The organism is Halomonas sp. YLGW01 (assembly GCF_014840935.1).
GTDB lineage: Bacteria > Pseudomonadota > Gammaproteobacteria > Pseudomonadales > Halomonadaceae > Onishia.
Genome location: NZ_CP062005.1, coordinates 1,482,229 through 1,501,383 on the forward strand (window position 1 = coordinate 1,482,229; position 19,155 = coordinate 1,501,383).

General features: G+C 64.6%; 16 protein-coding genes. 10 read left to right on the plus strand and 6 right to left on the minus strand.

Annotated elements, in window-relative coordinates; genetic code table 11:
- The first annotated feature begins 59 nt into the window (after positions 1–59).
- Both IEJ03_RS06895 and cysS read left to right on the plus strand, forming a co-directional pair.
- Positions 60–1,739 carry a glutamine--tRNA ligase/YqeY domain fusion protein gene (locus tag IEJ03_RS06895; protein ID WP_192036910.1) on the plus strand — a complete coding sequence of 560 codons (1,680 nt, stop codon included), beginning with the start codon at positions 60–62 and terminating at the stop codon, positions 1,737–1,739.
- Between the two features lies 1 nt (position 1,740).
- Positions 1,741–3,126 (plus strand): cysteine--tRNA ligase, encoded by a 1,386-nt coding sequence (cysS, locus tag IEJ03_RS06900; RefSeq protein WP_192036911.1) that lies wholly within the window; start codon positions 1,741–1,743, stop codon positions 3,124–3,126.
- Between the two features lie 36 nt (positions 3,127–3,162).
- On the opposite strand, the gene IEJ03_RS06905 is transcribed toward cysS, so the two are convergent.
- Positions 3,163–4,218 carry a DUF1853 family protein gene (locus IEJ03_RS06905; protein WP_242458076.1) on the minus strand — a complete coding sequence of 352 codons (1,056 nt, stop codon included), beginning with the start codon at positions 4,216–4,218 and terminating at the stop codon, positions 3,163–3,165.
- Positions 4,219–4,338: 120 nt separating this feature from the next.
- Between IEJ03_RS06905 and IEJ03_RS06910 the strand changes: the two genes are divergently transcribed.
- The 8 genes from IEJ03_RS06910 to IEJ03_RS06945 all read left to right on the plus strand — a co-directional run bounded on the left by IEJ03_RS06910 (position 4,339) and on the right by IEJ03_RS06945 (position 14,332).
- Positions 4,339–5,247: an ABC transporter substrate-binding protein gene (locus IEJ03_RS06910; protein ID WP_192036912.1), complete on the plus strand. Its 909-nt coding sequence runs from the start codon at positions 4,339–4,341 to the stop codon at positions 5,245–5,247.
- A 25-nt stretch (positions 5,248–5,272) separates the two neighbouring features.
- Entirely contained in the window at positions 5,273–6,466 is a 1,194-nt protein-coding gene (locus tag IEJ03_RS06915; RefSeq protein ID WP_242458077.1) for an ABC transporter permease subunit, read from the plus strand.
- The gene (locus IEJ03_RS06920) at positions 6,453–7,556 is read left to right on the plus strand and encodes an ABC transporter ATP-binding protein (RefSeq protein ID WP_242458078.1); all 1,104 of its coding nucleotides are present in this window, start codon (positions 6,453–6,455) and stop codon (positions 7,554–7,556) included. The genes IEJ03_RS06915 and IEJ03_RS06920 overlap by 14 nt, the downstream gene beginning before the upstream one ends.
- The gene (locus IEJ03_RS06925; RefSeq protein WP_277950346.1) at positions 7,546–8,307 is read left to right on the plus strand and encodes an ABC transporter permease; all 762 of its coding nucleotides are present in this window, start codon (positions 7,546–7,548) and stop codon (positions 8,305–8,307) included. Before IEJ03_RS06920 ends, IEJ03_RS06925 begins: the two co-directional genes overlap by 11 nt.
- A gap of 300 nt (positions 8,308–8,607) precedes the next feature.
- Positions 8,608–9,822: a thiamine pyrophosphate-dependent dehydrogenase E1 component subunit alpha gene (locus tag IEJ03_RS06930; protein WP_192036913.1), complete on the plus strand. Its 1,215-nt coding sequence runs from the start codon at positions 8,608–8,610 to the stop codon at positions 9,820–9,822.
- A gap of 1 nt (position 9,823) precedes the next feature.
- Positions 9,824–10,801: a transketolase C-terminal domain-containing protein gene (locus tag IEJ03_RS06935; RefSeq protein ID WP_192036914.1), complete on the plus strand. Its 978-nt coding sequence runs from the start codon at positions 9,824–9,826 to the stop codon at positions 10,799–10,801.
- A 28-nt stretch (positions 10,802–10,829) separates the two neighbouring features.
- The gene (locus IEJ03_RS06940) at positions 10,830–12,488 is read left to right on the plus strand and encodes a dihydrolipoyllysine-residue acetyltransferase (RefSeq protein WP_192036915.1); all 1,659 of its coding nucleotides are present in this window, start codon (positions 10,830–10,832) and stop codon (positions 12,486–12,488) included.
- Positions 12,489–12,508: 20 nt separating this feature from the next.
- Positions 12,509–14,332, plus strand: coding sequence for a protein kinase (locus IEJ03_RS06945; RefSeq protein ID WP_192036916.1), 1,824 nt, complete (start codon positions 12,509–12,511; stop codon positions 14,330–14,332).
- Positions 14,333–14,414: 82 nt separating this feature from the next.
- Here IEJ03_RS06945 and IEJ03_RS06950 read toward each other — a convergent pair whose 3' ends face one another.
- The 5 genes from IEJ03_RS06950 to csiR form a co-directional block, all read right to left on the minus strand.
- On the minus strand, positions 14,415–14,954 hold the full coding sequence (locus IEJ03_RS06950; protein ID WP_242458079.1) for a winged helix DNA-binding protein: 540 nt from the start codon (positions 14,952–14,954) through the stop codon (positions 14,415–14,417).
- Positions 14,954–16,252, minus strand: a complete 1,299-nt coding sequence (locus IEJ03_RS06955; RefSeq protein ID WP_192036917.1) for a TRAP transporter large permease subunit — start codon at positions 16,250–16,252, stop codon at positions 14,954–14,956. Before IEJ03_RS06955 ends, IEJ03_RS06950 begins: the two co-directional genes overlap by 1 nt.
- 15 nt (positions 16,253–16,267) lie before the next feature.
- The gene (locus IEJ03_RS06960) at positions 16,268–16,819 is read right to left on the minus strand and encodes a TRAP transporter small permease (RefSeq protein WP_192036918.1); all 552 of its coding nucleotides are present in this window, start codon (positions 16,817–16,819) and stop codon (positions 16,268–16,270) included.
- Positions 16,820–16,911: 92 nt separating this feature from the next.
- Entirely contained in the window at positions 16,912–17,910 is a 999-nt protein-coding gene (locus IEJ03_RS06965; RefSeq protein ID WP_192036919.1) for a TRAP transporter substrate-binding protein, read from the minus strand.
- Between the two features lie 295 nt (positions 17,911–18,205).
- Positions 18,206–18,940 (minus strand): DNA-binding transcriptional regulator CsiR, encoded by a 735-nt coding sequence (csiR, locus tag IEJ03_RS06970; RefSeq protein WP_192036920.1) that lies wholly within the window; start codon positions 18,938–18,940, stop codon positions 18,206–18,208.
- Positions 18,941–19,155 lie beyond the last annotated feature (215 nt).

Sequence of the window (19,155 nt, forward strand, 5' to 3'; positions counted from 1 at the left end):
GGATGAGAGGATGACGGTCCGTCGCCAGCGTACTCCATCAAGAGGTTCTCAGACGCCCCATGAGCAATGACAGCACCAGCGCCCCGAACTTCATTCGCAATCAGATTAGCGAAGAGATCGAGGCTGGCAAGGTCGACAAGATCGTTACCCGTTTCCCGCCGGAGCCCAATGGCTTCCTGCACATCGGCCATGCCAAGTCGATCTGCCTGAACTTCGGTCTGGCCGAGCAGTTCGGTGGCGACTGTCACCTGCGCTTCGATGACACCAATCCGGCCAAGGAAGAGCAGGCCTACATCGATGCCATCAAGGAAGATCTTGAGTGGATGGGCTTCGACTGGGCCGGCGACGTGCGTTACGCGTCGGACTACTTCGATCAGCTCTATGCCTGGGCGCAGCACCTGGTCCGCGAAGGCAAGGCCTATGTCGACGATCTGTCGCCGGACGAGATCCGCGAGTATCGCGGCACCCTGACCGAAGCCGGCCGTCCGAGCCCCTATCGCGAGCGCAGCGCCGACGAGAGCCTCGATCTGCTCGAGCGTATGAAGCAGGGCGAGTTCGCCGAGGGCGAGAAGGTGCTGCGTGCCAAGATCGACATGGCCTCGCCGAACATCAATCTGCGCGACCCGATCCTCTACCGCATCCGTCACGCCGACCATCATCAGACCGGTGACAAGTGGAAGATCTACCCGTCCTACGACTTCACCCATGGCCAGTCGGATGCCATCGAGGGCGTGACCCATTCCGTCTGCACCCTGGAGTTCGAGGACCATCGCCCGCTCTACGAATGGTTCCTCGACAACCTGCCGGTGCCGGCCAAGCCGCGTCAGATCGAGTTCGCGCGCCTGAACCTGAATTACACCCTGACCTCCAAGCGCAAGCTCAAGCTGCTGGTCGATCAGGGCATCGTTGATGGCTGGGATGACCCCCGTCTGCCGACGATTTCCGGCATGCGTCGCCGCGGCTATACGCCGGCCTCGATCCGCAAGTTCTGCGACATGATCGGCGTGACCCGCGCCGACGGCGGCCTGGTCGAGATTGGCATGCTCTATCATGCGATTCGCTCGGATCTCGAGGACAACGCGCCGCGGGCCATGTGCGTGATGAAGCCCCTCAAGGTCGTGCTGACCAATGTCCCCGAGGATCACGACGAGGTCTTCGAAGTCGCCGGCCATCCGGCCCGCGATGACATGGGTACGCGCCGGCTGCCGTTCACCCGCGAGATCTGGATCGACCGGGACGACTTCATGGAGGAGCCGCCGAAGAAGTTCTTCCGTCTGGCCCCGGACAAGGAAGTGCGCCTGCGCAACGGCTACGTGATCCGCTGCGATGAGGTGATCAAGGACGACGCCGGCGAGATCAGCGAGCTGCGCTGTTCGGTGGACTTCGACACCCTGGGCAAGAACCCGGAAGGCCGCAAGGTCAAGGGCGTGATTCACTGGGTCAGCGCCGCCCACGGCGTGTCGGTAGAGGTGCGTCAGTACGACAACCTCTTCCAGGTCGAGGTCCCCGACAAGGACAAGGACGCCGACTTCCTGGATCACCTGAACCCGGAGTCGCTGGTCACCGTGCAGGGCATCGCCGAACCGTCGATCCGTGACGCGGCCCCCGAGGCGCGCTACCAGTTCGAGCGGGTCGGCTACTTCTGCGCCGACCGCCACGCCTGCGCCGAGGGCAAGCTGGTGTTCAACCGCACCGTGGGGCTGAAGGACGGCTGGGCCAAGGCACAGAAGAAGGGCTGATATGCAGATCTACAATACCCTGACGCGCCGCAAGGAGCCGTTGGCCCCGATCGAGCCCGGCAAGCTGCGCATGTATGTCTGTGGCATCACCGTCTACGACTACTGCCACATCGGTCATGCTCGGGTGATGGTGGCCTTCGATGTCATCACGCGCTACCTGCGTTCGCGGGGCTATGACGTCAACTATGTGCGCAACATCACCGATATCGACGACAAGATCCTCAAGCGCGCCGAGGAGAACGGCGAGACGATCGGTGCGCTCACCGAGCGCATGATCACCGCCATGCATGAGGACGAGGATCGTCTCAAGGTGCTGCGCCCGGATCATGAGCCCCGGGCCACGCGCCATATCGACGACATCGTCAAGATGATCGAGACGCTGATCGACAAGGGCTATGCCTACGCCGCTGATAATGGCGACGTCTATTACCGGGTTCGCAAGTTCGCCGACTATGGCAAGCTCAACAACCGTGATCCCGACGAGATGCGCTCCGGTGCGCGCATCGATGTCGGTGAGCACAAGGAAGACCCGCTGGATTTCGTGCTGTGGAAAGCCGCTAAGCCAGGCGAGGCCAGTTGGCCGTCGCCCTGGGGTGAAGGCCGTCCCGGCTGGCACATCGAGTGCTCGGCCATGTCGACCTGCTGCCTGGGCGATACCTTTGATATCCACGGCGGTGGGCCGGATTTGACCTTCCCGCACCACGAGAACGAGATCGCCCAGAGCGAGGCGGCCACCGGCCAGCGCTACGTGAATACCTGGATGCACGCCGGTGCGGTGCGAGTCGACAGCGAGAAGATGTCCAAGTCGCTGGGCAACTTCTTCACCATCCGCGAAGTGCTCGAGTTGCACGACCCGGAGGTGGTGCGCTATCTGCTGGTGGCGAGCCATTACCGGAGCCCGATCAACTATGCCCCGGATGCCCTCGATGATGCCCGTCGCTCGCTGGAGCGTTTCTACAACGCCCTCAACGGCGTCGAAGCGGTCGCAGGTGAGGTCGATGCTCGCTTCGACGAGCGTTTCACGGCGGCCATGGACGATGACTTCAACACCCCCGAGGCGTTGGCAGTGCTCTTCGATCTGGCTCGCGAACTGAACGTGGTCAAGAAGGATGCCCCCGAGACCGCCCCGGCGCTGGCCTTCGAGCTCAAGCGCCTGGGCGAGGTGTTGGGACTCTTCGATCAGGACCCGGCGGCCTTCCTGCAGGCCGGTGCCACGGCGCTTGCCATCGGCGAGGACGAGATCGAGGCGCGCATCGTGGCGCGAGCCGCGGCGAAGAAGGCCAAGGATTTCGCCGAGGCCGATCGCATTCGCGAGGAGCTCTCGGCGCTGGGTATCACCCTCAAGGACTCCCGCGAGGGCACCACCTGGGTCGTCGATCGCGACTGAGTCGCCGCGTGGCTCGTGGGGCGTGTCGATTGCGCCTCAGCGGGTGAAGGCCACCGGGGCAGGCGGCAGCGGCAGTTTGCGCGGCCAGTCGTCGCCGACCACGAACAGCCGTTGCCAGCTGCCGTCCTCGCCCTGCAGGACCAGCGGCAGGGGGGCAGCACCGGTGGCGAAGCGCGTCATCAGGTAGGCGTCGACCTCCTCGAGTGGCCGGAGTTGCTCGGGGAGCGGCGGCGCCAGCCAGTGAGGCTTGTGCAGCCAGGCCCCTCGGGTGCCAGTCGTCAGGCCGGCACGAAAGGCCGGCCAGTCGTGCCAGGCGAGCCATTGGCCACGTAGGTGCTCGGCGGTGGCTTCGACGGGTGAGGGGAGCGGCGGCTGATCCGCCTCACGTCGCCAGGGGTAGAAGAGCACCCCGGGCATCGCCATGCGCTGATCCGTGATCCTTTCTCCACCGTCGGCTTCACGGCCGGACGTGTCGGCAACCGATACTTCTCTCTCTTTTTCCCCCTCTTTCCCCCGAGTGAACTCGCTGAGGGCCAGGCGCGCCTCCGGGGTGTCGATCAGCGGCAGCTGATGGTGGAAGAGGTGACTGCGCTTGCCGGCCAGGCTGTCCGCGCAGCCAGGCCCCACCCAGCGTGCCTGACTGGTCGCCTCACCGGGCCCCTCGCTGAGGCCCAGGTAGAACTTGATCGCCACTTCCAGATGTACCGGGCGATGGCTACCTGCCTGCTGATAGACCATGTCGAGCTCGCCCAGGGTGCGTCGTTCGCGCATCACCGGCAGATTATGGGCCAGCAGGTGGGTGCGGGGGGCGGTCTCGAGCAGGAATTGCCAGAGCCGTTCGTGGTAGTGCCCCATGCGTGCATTCACGGCGCCGCCCACCAGGGCTTCCAGCGGTTGGGGGGCGGCTTCCAGCCGATCCAGGTAGTCTCGCCAGCCGTCATTCTCAAGCCCCAGCTCGCCAAGGCTCGGCCGGCCCGGGCAGGGCATCCCCAAAAGATCGGGAGCCAGGCACAGCCAGCCCAGGTCACGCACCAGCGGGTGGCGCCAGGCGCCCAGCATGCAGTCGGGGTCTGTCAGTCTGTCGTCGTCCATCGAATCCTCAAGCCTGGACAGTCACTTGGCGTTGACGTCCTGCCACACCGTCCTTCCTGACATTGTAACGTCAGTTCCTTATACTGCCTTCACACTTGGCATACCACTGGGGTGATCGCGATGAACCGGACGTTGACATGGGTGGCAGCATTGGCAACTAGTGCCCTGGTCGGGCAGGCACAGGCCGCCGACCCGGTGGTGGTGTCCTCGAAGATCGACACCGAGGGCTCGGTGCTCGGAGAACTGATCATGCAGTCCCTGGAGGCCGGGGGTATCGAGACCGAGAACCGGCTGCAGCTCGGTGGCACCAGCATCGTGCGCGAGGCGATCATCGCCGGCGAGATCGATATCTATCCCGAATACACCGGCAATGGCGCCTTTTTCTTCGACATGGCGGACAGCCCCGTGTGGAAGAACGCCGCCGAGGCTCATGCCGAGGTCAGTGAGCTCGATCGTGAGGCCAACGGCCTGGTGTGGCTGACGCCTGCAGAGGCCAACAATACCTGGGCGATGAGCGTGCGTGGCGATCTGGCCCGGGAGTATGGCCTCGCCTCTCTTGAAGACCTGGCTACCTATCTGGCCGGTGGGGGCGAGTTCAAGTTCGCCGCCAGTGCCGAGTTTGTCGAATCCGAGGCGGCCCTGCCGGCCTTCCAGGAAGCCTATGGCTTCCAACTCGACTCTGACCAGCTGGTGGTGCTCTCCGGCGGCAATACCGCGGCAACCCTGCGCGCCGCGGCGCTGCAGACCAATGGCGTCAACGCCGCCATGGCCTATGGCACCGACGGCGGCCTGAATGCCCTGGACCTGCGCGTGCTCGAGGATACGCTGGGCGTGCAGCCGGTCTATCAGCCGGCCCCGGTCGTTCGCGAAGCGGTGCTCGAGGCCTACCCGCAGATCCCCGAGCTGCTCACGCCGGTCTTCGAGGCTCTGGATCTCGAGACGCTGCAGCGCCTGAACGGTGAAGTGGCCGTCAACGGCGCCGACCCGGCCAAGGTCGCGGCGAGCTTCCTCGACGGGCTCGAGCCGTAAGCTGCTGGGACGGACTTCCGTAAGCGTGTCATCTGCGTCATTCCCCCCGTCGCGGCGTGTGCCGCCCAACCGGGTGCTGCTGGTGCTGATGCCGGCAGCGCTCGCGGCCCTGACGCTTCTGGATCTTGCCAGCGTTCAGCCCAACCGCATCGTGCCGGGGCAGGGCATCGATCTGTGGGCCATGCTCGGCCCTGCCGGTCTGGTCGTCATACTGTTGCCGCTGGTCGTTGTGGGCCTGGCCTGGCGGGCGACATCGTCCCGGCTTAAGTGGGCGCTTGGACTGATCGTGCTCGCCATGCTCGGCCTGCCTTGGGCACTGGCCGGCTTCTGTGATGCCTTCATCGACCCGGATGCTCCCTATGCCCGTGCGGGCCTGGCGGCGGGCTTCTGGGTACTGCTGTTCGTGCTCATGCTGGCACTGATCGAGCTCAAGGGGCGCCTGAGGCTACCCCGGGGCAGCTGGTGGGGGCTAGGCGCGCTGATGCTCGGGTCCTGGGCCGTGTCGCTCGCTAGCGGGGCCCTGGATAAACTCGCACTGATGCAGGAATACCAGGGACGCAGCGACAAGTTCATCGAGGCCCTCGGCTATCACAGCCTGCTGGTGGCCTCGGCGGTGGGGCTTAGCCTGATACTGGGATTCGCCCTGGCGCTCGCCATGCGCCGCTGGTCGCGGCTTGAGCGTGGTATCAATGGCCTCCTGAGCCTGATCCAGACCATTCCCAGTCTGGCGCTGTTCGGTCTGCTGCTGGCCCCGCTGGCCTGGCTCGCCGATCGCTATGACTGGCTGGCGGCGCTCGGCGTGCAAGGCATCGGTGCCGCGCCGGCCCTGATCGCCCTGGTGGGATATAGCCTGCTGCCGATGACGCGCAATACCTTCGTGGCGCTGGGGGACGTCGATCCCGGCGTCATCGAATCGGCCCGTGGCATGGGCATGAGTCCGCGTCAGGTCTTTCTGCAGGTGCGCCTGCCGCTGGCGCTACCCGTGTTACTCGAGGGCGTGCGCATCACCAGCGTCCAGGCCATCGGCCTAGCGGCGGTGGCGGCGCTTATCGGTGCCGGCGGGCTCGGCACCTTCGTCTTCCAGGGACTTGGCCAGGCGGCCATGGACCTGGTGTTGCTCGGGGCCTTGCCGATCATCGCCATGGCGGTGATCGTCGATGGCCTGCTGACCGCCCTGGCCGAGGCGCTGCGACAAGGAGCCCGCCATGACGGCCGGTAAAACCGAGATGGCGCGTATCGCGCTGATGGACGTGTCCAAGCGTTTCGACGAGGATACCGCCGTCGACGGCATCTCGCTTGCCATCGCGCCTGGCGAGCTGTGCGTGCTGGTGGGGACCTCGGGCTGTGGCAAGTCCACCACGCTGCGCATGATCAATCGCCTGATCGAGCACAGCGACGGCCAGATCCACATCGACGGTCAGCCCATCCGCGAGATCAACGAGCAGGCCCTGCGCCGGCGTATCGGCTATGCCATCCAGAGCACCGGGCTCTTCCCGCACTGGACGGTGGCGCGCAACATCGGCCTGGTGCCGCGGCTGTTGAAGTGGCCCGCCGAGCGCATCCAGGAGCGGACCCGCGAATTGATGGCGCTGCTGGGGCTCGATGAGGCCGAGTTCGCCGGCAAGTACCCGCATCAGCTCTCCGGCGGTCAGGCACAGCGAGTCGGGGTGGCGCGAGCCCTTGCCGCCGATCCGGATATCCTGCTGATGGACGAGCCCTTCGGTGCCCTCGACCCCATCACCCGCGAGTCGTTGCAGGACGAACTGCTGCGCCTTCAGGCGCGCCTTAAAAAGACCATCGTCTTCGTGACCCATGACATGGAAGAAGCCCTGAAGCTTGCCGATCGTATCGTGGTCATGCATCGCGGGCGGATCGTCCAGCAAGGCAGCCCCGAGGATTTATTAGCGTCGCCGGCGGATGCGTTTGTCGAATCGTTGCTCGGTGGGCGCGATCGCGGTCTCAAACAGGCCGGGCTGATCCGTGTCCGCGAGGTGATGCACCCGACCGGCGCGCGTCGCCAGACCACTGCCGCCGCGGTTGGCCAGGATGACGACCTGCGTCAGGCCCTGTCGGTGATGCTGCTGCATCGGCTGTCGAGCCTTACGGTCGTGGATGATCGCGATCGCACCGTGGGGACGCTGGAGGTGGATGACATCATGCAGCGGAAGAGTGCTGCCAAGGCGGAAAGGCCTCGCGCCAGGAACAGCACAAGCGTGACGACCGCTGCACCCGACGAGGCGGGTGATGGCCCTGATATCGCTAAGGGGAAGGCGCCACCCGAGGCGCCGGAGGGGCGCCATGAAGACTGATCCGGTCAGTATGGTGCGCGCCATCCCATCGCCCTGGCGACGCTGGGCAGCCCCTCTGGGCTGGTGCGCGGCCCTGGGCGCTTTGCTGGTCACCCTGCCGCACCTGGGGCCTGTGTTTGCCGCCATCGACCCCGACGCCCGTGAGCCGATCTATCGGCGCGATGCCTTTGTCGATCTGTTGGCCAACCATCTGCTGCTGGTGGCCGGGGCCTCGCTGATCGCCATTGTCAGCGGGGTGAGTGCGTCGATCATGGTCACCCGCCCCTGGGGGCGCGACTTCCTGCCTCTGGTCAGCCAGCTGGCCTCCATCGGTCAGACCTTCCCGCCGGTGGCGGTGCTGGCCCTGGCGGTGCCCTGGCTCGGTTTCGGCGGCCTGCCCACCGTGGTGGCACTGGTGCTCTACGGCCTGCTGCCGATCGTGCGCAATACCCTGGTCGGTATCGGCGAGGTCGATCCGGCGACGCGCGAGGCTGCCCGCGGCATGGGCATGTCACCCACCCAGGTGCTCTGGCAGCTCGAGCTGCCCCTGGCGGCGCCGGTCATCCTCGCCGGCATCCGCACCTCGGTGACCGTGGGGATTGCCACCGCGGCGATCGGCTCGACCATCGGCGCCAAGACCCTCGGTGACCCGATCATCGCCGGCATCATCAACGGCAACACCGCCTATATCCTGCAGGGGGCGATCCTGATCGGCGTGCTGGCACTGGCCATCGACAGTGCCTTCGCGCGCCTGCTGCCGTCTCGTCGCTGAGGACGTGAATGGCGGTTCTCAACCGCTCACATTTCCGCTTTTCCCTCTTGCCTCCCCTCATGCCACCCGGGCCACTAGGCTCCTTCCTATCTCTGTTTACTTTCCCTGCGACCATGGTCGCAGAGGCGGTGGCTATACAGCACCCTCGGTCAGGCTCTATCTTACGTTAACGTAAACTTGCATCGCTTGGTCGTTGCCCAGCCGACCATGCTGCCGTTGTGGTTTATGACTACCTTCTGAATAACCATGCCCCCACAAGGGGCATGAGGCTTTTCACCATCACCCCCAGGGAAGAGCATCATGACAACAACCACTTCCTCGCTCGTTCACTCCCCGACCTTCCTGAAAGGCGACGAGTTCTCGATCGATACCTTCGCCTTGCTCAAGCAGGACGGCAGCCTCTTCGAGGGGGCGACGGCGCCTGAGCTCGATCGTGAAAAAGCGCTGCGCATCTACCACACCATGGTCTTCACCCGGGTGCTCGACGAGCGCATGCTGGCCGCCCAGCGCCAGGGCCGGCTTTCCTTCTACATGCAGTGCACCGGCGAGGAGGCCGCGGTGATCGGCAGTGCCGCGGCGCTGGATGATGAAGACATGATCATGGCCCAGTACCGGGAGCAGGGAGCGCTGGCCTATCGCGGCTTCAGCTGTGACGAGTTCATGAACCAGATGTTCGGCAACGAGCGTGACTACGGCAAGGGTCGCCAGATGCCGATCCACTACGGGTCGGCCAAGCTGCACTACATGACCATCTCCTCGCCGCTGGCCACCCAGATTCCCCAGGCCACCGGCTACGCCTACGGCCAGAAGCTGGCCGGCGACGGCCACTGCACCATTACCTACTTCGGCGAGGGCGCCGCCTCGGAGGGCGACTTCCATGCGGCGCTGAACATGGCCACGGTGCATAAGGTCCCGGTGATCTTCTTCTGTCGCAACAACGGCTATGCGATCTCCACCCCGGCGGTCGAGCAGTTCGCCGCCGATGGCGTCGCCCCCCGAGCCTTCGGCTACAAGATGCGTGTGATCCGGGTCGACGGCAACGACGTGCTGGCGGTCTACCAGGCGACCCTGGAGGCGCGCCGGCTGGCCGTGGAGCACAACCAGCCGGTGCTGATCGAGGCCATGACCTACCGTCTGGCGGCCCACTCGTCCTCAGATGACCCCTCTGGCTATCGCAGCAAGAAAGAGGAGGAGGCCTGGCGCGAGAAGGACCCGATCCTGCGGATGCGTCGCTGGCTGGAGTCGCGTGAGTGGTGGAGCGATGAGGAAGAGAAGGCCTTGCAGGAGCGCCTGCGTCGCGAGGTGCTGGAGACCATGAAGGTCGCCCAGAAGCGCCCGGCACCGCCGCTGGAGAGCCTGATCACCGATGTCTACGATACGCCCACGCCGCAATTGAACGAGCAGCTCAAGGCGTTGGAAGCACATATTCGCCGCTATCCCGAGGCCTATCCCAAGAGCTCTTCCCGAGTCTCGCCCACGTCGTCGAGTGCCGTGACCGGCCAGGGAGGGCACTGAAATGGCGAATCTCAATCTGCTGCAGGCCATCAATCAGGCGCTGGATATCGCCATGGCGGCCGACGAGAAAGTGCTGTGCTTCGGCGAGGACGTCGGCGGCTTCGGCGGCGTCTTCCGAGCCACCAGCCATCTGCAGGAAAAGTACGGCAAGGCGCGCTGCTTCAATACGCCGCTGGTCGAGCAGGGCATCATCGGCTTCGCCAATGGCCTGGCCGCCCAGGGCTCCACCCCGGTGGCGGAGATCCAGTTCGCCGACTACATCTTTCCGGCCTTCGACCAGATCGTCAACGAGTCGGCCAAGTTTCGTTACCGGTCGGGCAACCTGTTCAACGTCGGCGGCCTGACCATTCGCGCGCCCTATGGCGGCGGCATCGCCGGCGGGCTCTACCACTCCCAGTCGCCGGAGGCCTACTTCGCCCATACCCCGGGCCTCAAGATCGTGGTGCCCCGCAACCCGCACCAGGCCAAGGGCCTGTTATTGGCGGCCATCCGTGACCCCAACCCGGTGCTGTTCTTCGAGCCCAAGCGCCTCTATCGTGCCTCGACCGGAGAGGTGCCAGAGAGCGACTACCAGCTGCCGCTCGGCGAGGCCGAGGTGATCAAGGAGGGCAGCGATATCACCCTGCTGGCCTGGGGGGCTCAGGTAGAAGTCATGGAGCAGGCCGCCGAGCTCGCCGAAAAGGAAGGTATCTCCTGCGAGATCATCGATTTGCGAAGCATCCTACCCTGGGACGCCGAGACCGTGGCGACCTCGGTGCTCAAGACCGGCCGGCTGGTGATCAGCCACGAGGCCCCGCTGACCGGCGGCTTCGCCGGCGAGATTGCCGCCACCATTCAGGAGCGCTGCTTCTTGTACCTGGAGTCGCCGATCAGTCGAGTTACCGGTATGGATACGCCCTTCCCGCTGACGCTGGAGAAGGAATACCTGCCCGATCGCCTCAAGGTCTTCGAGGCAATCAAGGCGAGCATGGCGTACTAGATCCCGATATCCGGACAGGAGAGCAACGATGAGCGATTTTATGCTGCCCGATATCGGCGAAGGTATCGTGGAGTGCGAGGTGGTCAAGTGGTTGGTCGGCGAGGGCGACGTGATCGAGGAGGACCAGCCTGTCGCCGAGGTGATGACCGACAAGGCACTGGTGGAAATTCCCGCGCCCTATCATGGCCGGGTGACCCGGTTGTATTACCAGGAAGGCGAGATCGCCAAGGTGCATGCGCCGCTCTTCGCCCTGGTGGGGGACGAAGCCGGCCAGGAAGGTCCGGCGGATGAGGCGGCATCATCCCCGCGTACCGGGCAACAGGCCGCGACCGATCGGGCGCCGATGCCGAAGGAGGCCAAAGGCTCGGCGCCAAAGGCCGCCGCCGGTGGCGGGGCCATCGATTTCATCCTGCCGGACATCGGCGAGGGCATCGTCGAGTGCGAGGTCGTCGAATGGCGTATCCAGGAGGGTGATGAGATCGCCGAGGATCAGCCGGTGGTCGACGTGATGACCGACAAGGCGCTGGTGGAGATCACCGCGCCCGAGGCCGGCCGTGTCACCCGGCTGCATTACCAGCAGGGCGAGCAGGCGCGGGTGCATAAGCCCCTGTTCGCCTATCTTCCCGAGGAGCAGGCAGCGGCGACCGCCGAGCCTGCTGCGGCCCAGCCGCAGGAGACCCAGCAGGCGGGACCTGCTGATAAGAGCGCGGTCGCGTCGCCGAGCGCGCCGCAACAAGGACATGTCTCAGCTCAAGCCAGTGGTACCTTCGGGCGCATTCCAGCGAGCCCGGCGGTGCGTCGGCTGGTACGCGAGCACGCGCTGAGCCTCGCGGCCATTCCCGGTTCGGGCAAGGACGGCCGGGTGCTCAAGGACGACGTGCTGCGCTTTCTCGAACAGGGCGGACACAACGAAGCACATCGGCAGCCGCCATCGACTGAGGTCGCGGCGCCGTCGACTGCCGAGGCCACGGCCGTGTCAGGCAACGTGCGCGTGGAGCCGCTCAAGGGCATCCGGGCGGTCATGGCCCGGCGCATGGTGGAGTCGGCCAGCACCATCCCCCATTTCGCCTATGGCGACGAGATCGATGTCACCGAGCTGCTGGCGCTGCGCGAGCGCCTCAAGCCACAGGCCGAGGCGCTGGGGGTGAGACTGACGCTGATGCCCTTCTTCATGAAGGCCCTGGCCCTGGCCGTGCAGGAATTCCCGATCCTCAACAGCCGGCTCAACGATGACGTCACCGAGATCCACTATCAGAGTGCCTGCAACATCGGCATGGCGGTGGATGGCCGGGCTGGCCTGATGGTGCCCAACGTGAAAGGCGTCGAGGGCAAGAGCCTGCTGGCCATCGCCGGCGAGATCGCGCGCCTGACTCATGAGGCGCGCGAGGGGCGCGTGCAGCAGGCGGATCTCAAGGGCGGCACCATCAGTATCTCCAACATCGGCGCCCTGGGCGGCACCTATGCCACGCCGATCATCAATGCCCCGGAGGTGGCCATCGTGGCGATCGGCAAGACTCAGCGACTGCCGCGCTTCGATGCCGACGGTCAGGTGGTGAGCCGGGCGATCATGACCGCGACCTGGTCGGGGGATCACCGGCTGATCGATGGCGGCACCATCGCCCGCTTCGTCAATCGCTGGAAGGGCTATCTGGAGTCGCCGCAATCCATGCTGCTGCACCTTGGCTAACACCATGACGGGATGAAGTCATGACCGCGACGTCGCTCCAGCAGTTCTACATCCCGGAAGAGCAGTCGATCTATCTGCTCAGCCACGACGATGCCAAGAAGCTCAAGGACTGGGTCGCACTCTGCCAGACCCAGCTCGAACAGCTCGGCTACCGGGATATCGCGCTGATCGGCAAGGGCGCCTACGGCTTCGTGTTCGCCGGCCGGGCGCGCCGACCAGGGGGCGAGGTCGAGCATGTCTTCAAGTTCACCCGGGTGACGCTGCCCCAGCACCTGCAGGACCGGCTCGAGGAAGAGGCCTTCATGCTCGAGCAGGTCGACCACCCGCGGGTGCCTGAGCTGATCGCCTACCAGCGGGTTCGCAACCAGTCGATCCTGGTCATGGAGCGGGCGCCGGGGGAGAACCTCGAGGAGGTATCCTTGCGCCATGGTCGGCTGTCGCCGCGGCTGGTGGTGCACATCGCCGCCCAGCTGGCGGACATTCTGCGTCACCTGCGCCGTGAGTCGGGGCGGCGCAAGCCGCTGGTGCACGGTGACATCAAGCCCTCGAACCTAGTCTTCGATACGAAAACCGAACGTATCGCTCTGATCGATTGGGGCTCTTCGGTGTTCGCTCAGCTCGATGAGCGCCTGCAGCACGTGACCACCAACGTCATGGAGCTGATGTCCGACAACCTGCAGCAGACCAATGCCCGCCTGGGCGATGTCTATTTCATCGGCGAGGAGCAGTTGAGCGGTGCGCTGTCATCGCCACGCTTCGATGAGCAGGGCGCCGCCGGCACTCTCTATGCGCTAGCGTCGGGCCAATCGTGCCGCTTCGGCCATCGGGCCATTCCGGCGACGTCGCTGGGCCTGCCCATGGAGTTTGCCCGCATGCTGGATGCCATGCTTTCGCCGGACCCGGCGCTGCGTCTGCGGGCCGGGGATTACTTCCTTGACGAGATGCCGCGGCTGTCGCGCACCGTGATGATCGATCTCGACGACCCCCCCGAGACGCCGCTGCTGCCGGTGTGGGTGCGCCCGGCCGAGCGCGAGATCGATACCGTGGTGTACAGCTCGCGCAAGGCCTTCTTGCGTGAGGAAGGGGCGCCGGAGCAGATGAGCGAGGTCAACGACGTTCAGCTCGATCGCTACTACAAGAACTTCATGCAGGGCATGGGCGATACCGAGAAGGCCTTCCTGGCGGCGGTCAGCCGGCTCGGCCGCTATCCGGTGGTCGGGGGACTGGCGATCCGCTGGGAGACCGACGGTATCTATGTCGATATCTCACTGAACCTGCATGACCCGGCGCTGAAGGCGGCCTTCGTCAGCGCGGTCAATAACATGGTGCACCTGGCGAGGGCCATCTACCGCCGGGGGATCTTCAAGAGCTGCCTGTTCAATGCCCGGGAGACCCTGCATGTCGACCGGCTGGGCCCGGATCAGCCCTTTATTCTGACGCCAGACATGCGTCTGCCCTACGAGGTCAGCGCGGTACCCGAGCTCGAGGATCACACCCGGGTGCATTCCTACTTCGAGGATGGCCCGGACCCCGAGGAATTCCTGGTGCTGCCCGACGAGATCATCGTTTCCCTGGAGGCGCTCAATGCTATTCACCATACCGGGATGATCATCTTCGAGGCGCTGCCGACCCACCTGAAGATCCATAGCTACTATCGGCTGCTGGATCCCGCCCGTGAGGGCGAGTTTCGTAAGTGCCTGGATGACATCCTGGCGGCGGTGGGCCTGATCGAGGGGCTGGGGGTATCGGGTTTCATGAAGATGCCCTACAAGGACACCAAGTTCTTCGCCCATATCGAGCGTCTGCCGGACCGCTTCTATCCGAAGGATCCCCGCAACCGCTGACTCGGCAAAGAACAAAAAAGCCCCCGCAGGCGCAAACTGCGGGGGCTCGGCGTGCCTCGGCTTGGAATGTCAGGGCGGGGCGTCAGAGCGAGGCGGCCGCGCGCGCCGCCTGGTCATAGAGGCCCGACATGGCGCGCAATAGGCCAGCCATCTGGTGCATGTCCTCTCGGCCGATGCCCAGGGACGACAGCGATTCCACCAGGCAGGCCTCGCGGATCTCCGCGTAGCGCTGGCAGGCCGCGCGCCCCGCCTCGGTGGTGCGAAACAGGGTTTCCTTGCCCTGCTTCTCGCCGGCCACCAGATCGTGCTTGCCAAGCTTCTTCAGCGCGTAGGTGACGGTGTGGGTGTCCTCGACATTGAGTACCAGGCAGATATCCGCCTGGCGCTTGGCGCGTTCGCGGTGATTGACGCTGTGCAACACCAGCACGTCCAGCACCCCGAGCTCCGGTAATCCCGCCGCCGTCATGCAGCGCACCATCCAGCGGTTGAAGGCATGGCCGCAGATGTTCATGCCGAACTCGAACTCGGAGAGTTCCATGGCACTGCGTGACAGGTGCTCCGACGACACGATCGGTCCTAAACGACTCATGTCGGTGCGGGCGGTATTGCGATCCTCGCTCATCAACGGTTCCCCATGGCCTCGGGCAGGTAAGTAACGATCTGCGGAAACAGGGTGATCAGGATAACACCCAGCAGCATCAGGCCGAAGAAGGGCAGTGCGGCCCGGGCGATATGCAGGATGTTACGCCCCGTCATGCCCTGCAGCACGAAGAGGTTGAAGCCGACCGGGGGCGTGATCTGCGACATCTCCACCACGATCACCAGGTAGATGCCGAACCAGATCAGATCGATGCCGGCAGCCTCGACCATCGGCAGCATGATCGAGGTGGTCAGCACCACCACCGAGATGCCGTCGAGGAAGCAGCCCATCAGGATGAAGAACACCGTCAGCACGGCGAGCAGCATCATCGGGGAGAGTCCCTGGGTGGCGATCCAGGCGGCCAGGTCGCTGGGCAGGCCGGTGAAGCCCATGGCGGCGGTTAGGAAGGAGGCGCCGGCGAGGATGAAGGCGATCATGGTGGAGGTCTTGACCGCGCCGAGCAGGGCCTCCGTGAAGATCGACCGGCTCATGGCCCCCTGCAGCTTCGCCAGCAGCAGCGACAGCACCACGCCGACGGCGGCGGCCTCGGTGGGGGAGGCGATGCCGGCATAGATCGAGCCGATCACGCCGACGATCAGCGAGAACAGCGGAATCAGGCGCCGTGATGCCCGAAGCTTTTCCCGGAAGCTGACTCGGGTATCGGCAGGCGGCACCTTGTCCGGATAGCGCCAGGACCACAGCATCAGATAGCCGGTGAACAGGGTGATCAGCATCACGCCCGGCAGCACGCCGGCCATGAACAGGCGTGCGATGGACTGATCGGTGGCGACCGCAAAGACGATCAGGATGATCGAGGGCGGAATCAAAAGCCCCAGGGTCGCCGAACCGGCCAGGGTGCCGAGCACCAGGCGCTCATCGTAGCCGCGGCCAGTAAGCTCGGGGATCGACATCTTGCCCATGGTGGCGCAGGTGGCCGCCGAGGAGCCGGAGACGGCGGCGAACAGGCCACAGCCGACCACGTTGGTGTGCAAGAGGCGGCCGGGGATGCGTTGCATCCAGGGGGAGAGGCCGCTGAACATGTCCTCGGCGAGGCGCGAGCGGAACAGGATCTCACCCATCCAGATGAACATCGGCAGGGCGGTCAGCTCCCAGCTGTGGCTGGCGCTCCAGATATCGGAGGCCATCACGTCCCCGGTGGGTACGGAACTGAACTGGCTGATGGCGATCCAGGCCAGTCCCATCAGCGAGAAGGCCACCCAGACGCCGCTGCCGAGCAGCAGCAGCAGGGCAACCAGCAATACGGTCATCATGACGAGCATGGGAAATCTCCGCGCTTATTCGTGGCCGCCATCATCGACCGTGAAGGTCGCGGGCCGGGTCAGGGCAGTGGTCAGGGTGGACAGCCAGGCCTCGAACAACGCCAGGCAGAACAGTGCGGTGCCGGCGAGCATGACGCCTTGGGGAATCCAAAGCGGAATCGGCACCAGCCCGTAGGAGGTCTCATTGAAGGCGATGCTGTCGGCCAGCAGACGATACTCGTAGAAGGCCAGATAACTCGACAGCAAGAGCGCAAGGCTCAGGCACCACAGTTCGATGAAGACCCGGACCTTGGCCGGCAGATGGCCGATTAGCAGGGTCACGCGGATATGGCCGCCATTGACGAAGGTGTAGGCGAGTCCGAGGAAGCTGGCGCCGACCAGTAGGAAGCCGGAGATATCGGAGAGGCCGGGAATGGCCAGTCCCAGGCTGTCGAGGCCGAGTTGGGCGGCGGCCTTGTCGACGAGGCGGCCGACGATCTGGGCAGTAATCAGGGTGCAGATCAGGCACAGGCAGAAGGCCGCGCCATAGGCCCCGAGGTCATATATTGGGCGAAGACGAAAGGACATGGGAAATACCTGGGCAGGAGTCGCCATCCAGGGAGAGCGCCGACCGTGGCCGGCGCATCCCGATGAGATAGTGATTAACGGTCAGGAAGGCGTTACTTGGCGTCGCGGTAGGCCTTGAGGATCTGCATGCCCTGTTCGCCGGCGCGCTGGACCCACTCCTCGGTCATCATGCTGCCGATCCCTTCCAGGGCCTTGGCCAGTTCCGGGGTGGGCTCGCTGACGGCGATGCCGTTCTCCTCGAGGACCTTGACCGCATCCTGGGTTTCCTGGCGGCTCATGTCCCAGCCGCGCTGTTCGGCGGTCTCGGCTGCATCCAGGACGGCCTGCTGGGTGGTCTCATCCAGACGCGAGAAGGCGCGCTCGCTGACGATCACCATGTTCTTGGGCAGCCACAGCTGGGCGTGGTTGTAATGGCTCAGGAAGTCCCAGGCCTTGGAGTTGGCGCCAGTGGTCGGCGAGGTCACCATGGCATCGACACGGCCGGTGCTGAAGGCGGTGGGAATGTCGGGGTTGTTGACCTGGGTGGGCACCGCGTTGGCCAGCCCTGCCAGTCGTTCGCTGGAGCTGTTGTAGACGCGCATCTTGAGGTTGCGCAGGTCCTCGATTTTCTCGATGGACTGCTGGGCATAGATGCCTTGGGGCGGCCAAGGCACGGCAAACAGTAGGCGAAGGCCCTGTTGTTCCAGTTCCTCACCGATGATCTCGCGGGAGGCCTCCCACAGCGTCCAGGCATCCTCGTAGTTGGCGGCCAGGTAGGGTACGGAATCGACCTCGAAGATCGGGTTCTCGTTGGCCAGGCGCGACATGATCAGTTCGCCGGCCGGCACGATGCCCCGGCGCACGGAGTTCTTGATCTCGGCATGACCGATCAGCGAGCCGTTGGAATGCACGGTGATGTCCAGCTCACCATCGGTGGCCTCACGCACGTCATCGGCGAATTCGCGAATGTTCACGGTATGGAAGGTGCGATCGCCATAGGGCGTCGGCATGTCCCACTCGGTGGCAGCCTGAGCGTTGATGGCCAACGGCAGGGTGGCAGCGGCCATACCGAGGGTGGCCAGGGTGGCACTGGCAAGGGTCTTGGCGGTCATCGAGAAGTCCTCATTGTTATTGGTGAGGTTATTGTCGGCATCGTCGATCTCGTGCCATGCAGGGCATAACACGAAGGCGTCGAGACCAAGATACTTGAGGAAGATTAGGTTGAGGAAGTGGTGGCCGTCAACGATATTTCGACTAATTGGCGGCTTTTTAAAAATAAAATGTCGATAATTTATTTATGACAGCTGGGTGGCAGTGTGGTGCCGGGGCAGGGAAGCGACACCGACGAGGGCAAGAATATTTGCTCGGCCGGCGAGGGCGCAGCAATGGCGCAGGGTCGGGCGGTCGTCAGACCAGCCCGCGAGCCTGCATCAGGTCCGTGATGATCGGGACCGGGGTCATGATGTGCTCGAGGGTAAGCTCGCTGGCCCTTTCGGCATCCCGGGCGAGAATTGCATCGACGAGGGCGGCATGCTCTTGACGCTTGGTGGCCAGCGCCTGGTCGGAAAATACCGTCTGACACAACCACAGGTGACGATAGCGAGCGGCCTGGTCGAAGAGGCTCTCCCGGGCCATCAGCAGCTGGCGTGAGCCGCAGCCTTCGACCAGGGCGCTGTGGAACGCCTGGTGACGACGATCCCAGAGCTCCAGCATCTCTTCCGGGCCATGCACCTCGGCCACCTTGGCCAGAGTGTGCGCCTTGGCCAGCACCTCGGCCTCCCAGGCATCGTCGCCCCGCTCGATGGCCAGGCGCACCAGCAGGGCCTCGAGCTGAGCCCGGGCGTCGTAGATGTCGTCGAGTTCCTCGACCGACATGGGCGCCACGCGATAGCCGCGCTGGCTGATGGCCACCACCAGATGCTCCGCGACCAGTTGGGACAGCGCCTCACGCAGGGGGCTGATGCCCAGTGCGTACCGCTCTCTCAGTCGGCTCATCAAGAGCTTCTCACCCGGTTGGTAGACCCCGCGAATGATGTCCTGCTTCAGCCAGGCATAGGCACTGATGCCCATGTTCTGGCGGGGCTCGCCTTGCTGTGCAGGGCGCTTGTGTGGAGAGGAGTCCTGGGGAGAGGAGGGGGCCATAGGCGCTATCCATCACGGGAGAGTCAATAAGTGGCGACATGATACCGAATCCAGCCGGGCGGGCATAAGACGATGCAGTGCATTTATTTTGACGTATAGAGAAAATGTAGATATTTTTTATTATTGTAGTTTTTGGCGCGGCGAGGCTTGACGTTCGTGCGCCAGCATCCGTGAGCCCCGTGAATCGCTAGGGTCTCACCGCTTGCTTTGATCCA

What these genes read in the sequence shown, in the direction of transcription:
- IEJ03_RS06930 (WP_192036913.1), top strand. Translation starts at nt 8,608, where the DNA reads ATGACAACAACCACTTCCTCGCTCGTTCACTCCCCGACCTTCCTGAAA.
- IEJ03_RS06950 (WP_242458079.1), bottom strand. Translation starts at nt 14,954, where the DNA reads ATGAGCGAGGATCGCAATACCGCCCGCACCGACATGAGTCGTTTAGGA.
- IEJ03_RS06925 (WP_277950346.1), top strand. Translation starts at nt 7,546, where the DNA reads ATGAAGACTGATCCGGTCAGTATGGTGCGCGCCATCCCATCGCCCTGG.
- IEJ03_RS06935 (WP_192036914.1), top strand. Translation starts at nt 9,824, where the DNA reads ATGGCGAATCTCAATCTGCTGCAGGCCATCAATCAGGCGCTGGATATC.
- IEJ03_RS06905 (WP_242458076.1), bottom strand. Translation starts at nt 4,218, where the DNA reads ATGGACGACGACAGACTGACAGACCCCGACTGCATGCTGGGCGCCTGG.
- IEJ03_RS06955 (WP_192036917.1), bottom strand. Translation starts at nt 16,252, where the DNA reads ATGCTCGTCATGATGACCGTATTGCTGGTTGCCCTGCTGCTGCTGCTC.
- IEJ03_RS06895 (WP_192036910.1), top strand. Translation starts at nt 60, where the DNA reads ATGAGCAATGACAGCACCAGCGCCCCGAACTTCATTCGCAATCAGATT.
- csiR (WP_192036920.1), bottom strand. Translation starts at nt 18,940, where the DNA reads ATGGCCCCCTCCTCTCCCCAGGACTCCTCTCCACACAAGCGCCCTGCA.
- IEJ03_RS06940 (WP_192036915.1), top strand. Translation starts at nt 10,830, where the DNA reads ATGAGCGATTTTATGCTGCCCGATATCGGCGAAGGTATCGTGGAGTGC.
- IEJ03_RS06965 (WP_192036919.1), bottom strand. Translation starts at nt 17,910, where the DNA reads ATGACCGCCAAGACCCTTGCCAGTGCCACCCTGGCCACCCTCGGTATG.
- IEJ03_RS06960 (WP_192036918.1), bottom strand. Translation starts at nt 16,819, where the DNA reads ATGTCCTTTCGTCTTCGCCCAATATATGACCTCGGGGCCTATGGCGCG.
- IEJ03_RS06920 (WP_242458078.1), top strand. Translation starts at nt 6,453, where the DNA reads ATGACGGCCGGTAAAACCGAGATGGCGCGTATCGCGCTGATGGACGTG.
- IEJ03_RS06910 (WP_192036912.1), top strand. Translation starts at nt 4,339, where the DNA reads ATGAACCGGACGTTGACATGGGTGGCAGCATTGGCAACTAGTGCCCTG.
- IEJ03_RS06945 (WP_192036916.1), top strand. Translation starts at nt 12,509, where the DNA reads ATGACCGCGACGTCGCTCCAGCAGTTCTACATCCCGGAAGAGCAGTCG.
- cysS (WP_192036911.1), top strand. Translation starts at nt 1,741, where the DNA reads ATGCAGATCTACAATACCCTGACGCGCCGCAAGGAGCCGTTGGCCCCG.